Consider the following 4,040-nt stretch of genomic DNA (forward strand, 5'->3'; position numbering starts at 1 on the left):
TATTATGAGACGTTTCTACAATATTCCAATCTACAGTAATGGTAGGATCGACTATAGAAGCAGAACCAGGTATGTATTGCTCAGCACCATTAGTCCAAGAAGAGTTGTTAGCCCAAAGACCATTACTTGTTGTTGTATATGGTAATGGAGATGTTTGATACTCTAAATTAAATTCTGAAGGTTCAGCTAAACTACCTCTGTTTCCGTTACCTGATACGTCATTTAAATGAGTACCTATGTAAGAATTCATATTATAGTAAGCCAATAAATTATTCCAGTTAACAACAGAAATATCATTTTTTGTTACAGTAGCTGGTAGTACATCACCATTTACCATTGCTGCATTTTCAATTAATTCTTGGTTCATTACAAACCTTAATTGATCTAAAGTTAAAGCTCTATCCCAAATTCTAATTTCATCTAAATCACCTTTAAAAAAGTCAATAATATTAGATTTGTCAATGTAAACAGCTCCAATAGCTAAAGAAGATCCGTTTGGTGTTGATGATGTGATTACTTTGGTGTTATCTAAAACACCATCAATATAAATATTTGCTGTTGTACCATCATATGTCACTGCTACATGATGCCACACGTTATCAGGAAGTTGTGTGTTTGCATCAATCCTATCTGTAGTTGTATTTGTGCCTACTGAGAAAGCAGGATAATTATTATTTGTTAAAAATAATTTATAACCAACAGTACCATTATTTTTAGCTAATATTGTTTTATCTGTACCTAAAGCATTTGCTCCATCTGGTTTTACCCAAGCAGAAGCTGTAAAGCTACCGGCTAGATCTACTTTATCACCAATATTAGTATAGTTATCAATGCCGTCAAAACCAAGTTGTCTTTCTCTAACTTCTTCATGAGCAATACCAATTGTGAAATATTTTGTGCCATCAAAGTCAAATGTACCTTCTCTTGTTGGTATACCATTAAATGTAGATGGATCTAAAAATACTGTTCTTAAATTTGTAGAGAAAGTAGGGTCATCTGCGACAAGCATTACATAAGCATCATTACCTGTTAAAGGCGGTAGGCCAGCTAGGTCAGAGTCAAAAACAGATAGCTCTACAGTGCCAACATCGTCACCTGCTGTTTCGACTATTTTCCAAATTCTATTCATTACATCAGTAACAGTTGTAACAGTAGCTGGTCCTAAGCTAACAACAATTGATGTGGCTGATGAGTTTGTATTTTGTCCATTATTTCCCCAAACAAGATATTCGTTACTTGTGTTAAAAGTTTGAGAATTTAGATTATTAGTTAACTCAGTGTTATTTAAAGAGAATGAAACAATAGCACCATTATTTACACTTTTTGATTGTTTTTGATATAAATCAGAATTATCGTCACGACCAATACCGGCAATATCATAATTATAACCTGCATTAGCAGACGTATCCCAAATTATAGTTCCGTCTGAAGCTACGTAATCTTTAGAAGTACCGTTTACGCCTAAAGTAATACCGTATTTAATTGCTAGATAAGATTCTATTCTATTTCTTTCATCTGTAACAGAAGCATTGTTTTTTCTAGAAGAGAAAGTAATAATTTCCGCTATTGTACCGTAGTAACTAGCTCTGTAGGCTTGACTTCTACCAATCCAATAATTTGAATTGTTAATATTTGTAAATTGAGGTGAACCTACTTCATAGTTATCTACTTTAACTCCATTATATAATACTTCTTGAGCAGTAGGAGATGTGCTGCTATTATTTCTAGCATTAATTATACCTACATTATTATATGAAGGTGCAGCACCAGTTTGAGCAACACCATATCCTCTTAAATTAATATCAGATGGATTAGGTTCTGGAGTAGAGGATATAGCATAAGTTAAAACTTCGTTATTCATTCTAACGGTATATCCGCCCCAACCAATTCCTGTAACATCTTTATCTGTATTATCTCCAGGATTAGCGTCACCACAAAACATATCCATAGCACCATAAGAGCTATTTACAGTTTCTTCAGGAAAAGCAACTATAAATATATCTTGAGTATGAAAGCCTGTAGAGCCTTCAAGATATTGTTGTGGCGTGTAATTAAAATTAGTCTCGTAAGGTGCATTAGGAGTATTATTAAAGTCTACTACAGCATTATAATTAACATTTTTACCATAAATATCTCTGTAAGAAGGTTCTTGTCCTGTTGTATGAACCGTTGCATTGTTAGTGTTAGCTTGGTCAAACCATGTACTTAACGGTTGGTTGTCAGATATACCAGCACCATCATTAGCTTTAAGCCATAATTCTAAATCTGTAGTTACTCCACCAGGTCCTTCACTTAAGGGAGTTAATCCATAACCTTGAATATTAAAAGTGAAAGGGTTTTCGTTAGAATCATTGTTGGCTATAGAAACAGTAGCGCCTCTTAAACCATTACCAGAAGGATCAAATGTTATATCAAAAGTTGTAAAGTTTCCTGCAGAAATTGAGCTTGAAGGTGTTGATGTAAGTGTAAAATCTCCTGAATTAGGTCCTGATATAGTGATGTAAGGAGATGGATCTGTAAGGTTTAATGTTAATAAGCCAGTGTTGTTTATTGTGAAAGTATGTGTAGCTGATCCAGCAGCAACATTGATACTTCCAAAATCTGTATCATCTGCAGTAGAAGGTGTAATGTCATTATTTAAAATATCCGTAGAGTTACCTTCTACCGCTATTTCTGGTAAAGGTGTAGTTACAGCTGATAATGAAATATCATCAATAGCCATATCGCTTCTATAATTAGAACCAGTTGTTCCAGAAATTTTTATAGTAACTGTTTGTCCTAAATATGTTGATAAATCTATAGAGGCTAGGCTCCAAAAAGAACCATTACTTGTGTGTTGTTGACCTGTAACTGAAAATATATTGTGATCAAATGTTACACCATTATTAGTACTTAAGTCTACACTTAAAGTTCCCATATTACTTCCATACATATGATAGTAAAATGAAAAATTAGCAGAACTTGCAGAAGACAAATCAAAACAAGGACTTATTAAATCACTTGTATTGTTAAAATTGCTTGATGCTTCTGTGTATAAATACCAATTACCTCCATTAGCACTATTTGGACCAGTATTATTAGAAGGCGTTCCGTTTTGGTTTCTTGTCCAATCAAAGTTATCTGTTGTACTTTGCGTCCATTGCCCTATACCAGATTCAAAATCTTCATTATAAGGGAAACTACTAACTATAGAAGAACAAGAACCAGAACAGCCACCACTAACATTAAAGTTTAAAGTTGTACCGGAAGCGTTAGCGCTTGATCCAGAATTAGTTAACACTGTGCTTCCTGATGAGGTTATGGTTATATTTGATGCGCCTCCATTCCATCCATCTCCATAAGTATCGTACATTATTATGTAATAATTATTCCCGTCAGGAATACAACCTAATGAAACTGTTGTAGAATAAGAATCGTCACAACACCCATTGTAACCATTATCTATAGTGGCTATGAGCGTATTAGAAGGATCGTAGATTTCTACTCTATTTTCTGAAGACCAATTAGGCCAATTTACACTTACTTCAACAATTGATGTTTGTGCGAAAGAAAATGTTACAAACATTAAAAACAATACTAATGTGTACACTTGTTTTAATGTTAGCTTTTTCAAACTCTTTGGGGTAGAATTTTTCATAAGCAGGTTTGTTTTGGGTTAGGATTAACATTAATATTTGTTAAAACTATGTAAATCAATGATTAAGTGCAAAAATATTCGATGAAATACATTGTTAAGTAGAAATTACTTACAATAAAACGATAAAAAGATATTTTTCATCGTTTATATGTCGTTTTGAATGATTGTTTAATAAAAAAAGCCGAAACATACGTTTCGGCTTTTTAATTGTAAGGCTTAGGTTTATTTATTCAATCAGGACTTTTTTAGAAATTTCACCAATATCTGTTTTCATTTTAATAATGTAAGTGCCTGTACTTAATTTACCTGTTTTTAAAGTAGTATAATCTGAAGTATCAATATCTGTTTCGCTAAATATTTCTTGAGATAAAATGTTATATAACTTAACAGATGTTATGTTGTG

At 32.8% G+C, this 4,040-nt stretch carries 2 protein-coding genes; both read right to left on the reverse strand.

Annotation, left to right across the window (positions count from 1 at the left end):
- The coding region (locus WA340_RS05985; RefSeq protein WP_336127876.1) for a LamG-like jellyroll fold domain-containing protein at positions 1-3,637 on the reverse strand (3,637 nt) is incomplete at its 3' end.
- A gap of 226 nt (positions 3,638-3,863) precedes the next feature.
- Positions 3,864-4,034 carry a T9SS type A sorting domain-containing protein gene (locus tag WA340_RS15260; protein WP_442920768.1) on the reverse strand — a complete coding sequence of 57 codons (171 nt, stop codon included), beginning with the start codon at positions 4,032-4,034 and terminating at the stop codon, positions 3,864-3,866.
- Between the last annotated feature and the right edge of the window lie 6 nt (positions 4,035-4,040).

Source organism: Mesoflavibacter sp. CH_XMU1422-2, assembly GCF_037029245.1.
Lineage (GTDB): Bacteria > Bacteroidota > Bacteroidia > Flavobacteriales > Flavobacteriaceae > Mesoflavibacter > Mesoflavibacter zeaxanthinifaciens.